Consider the following 227-nt stretch of genomic DNA (forward strand, 5'->3'; position numbering starts at 1 on the left):
CTCGCCGCCGACGAGATCAACGCCAAGGGCGGGGTCGACGGCCGGCAGATCCAGGTCGTGACCTACGACGACAAGAGTTCCGCCTCCGACGCGGTGCGCGCCTTCCAGCGGGCGGTCTCCGAGGACAAGGTCAGTCTCGTCATCGCCAGCTACGTCTCCGAGGTGGTGCTGGCGCTGATGCCCTGGGCCGCCCGGCTCAAGACCCCGATGATCACCCCCGGGGCCGC

General features: G+C 70.0%; 1 protein-coding gene. It reads left to right on the plus strand.

Annotated elements, in window-relative coordinates:
• A partial coding sequence (locus MKK69_RS16120) for an ABC transporter substrate-binding protein (protein WP_243969378.1) occupies positions 1-227 on the plus strand: 227 nt, incomplete at both ends.

The organism is Methylobacterium sp. J-026, from assembly GCF_022829585.1.
In the GTDB taxonomy this organism is placed as follows: domain Bacteria; phylum Pseudomonadota; class Alphaproteobacteria; order Rhizobiales; family Beijerinckiaceae; genus Methylobacterium.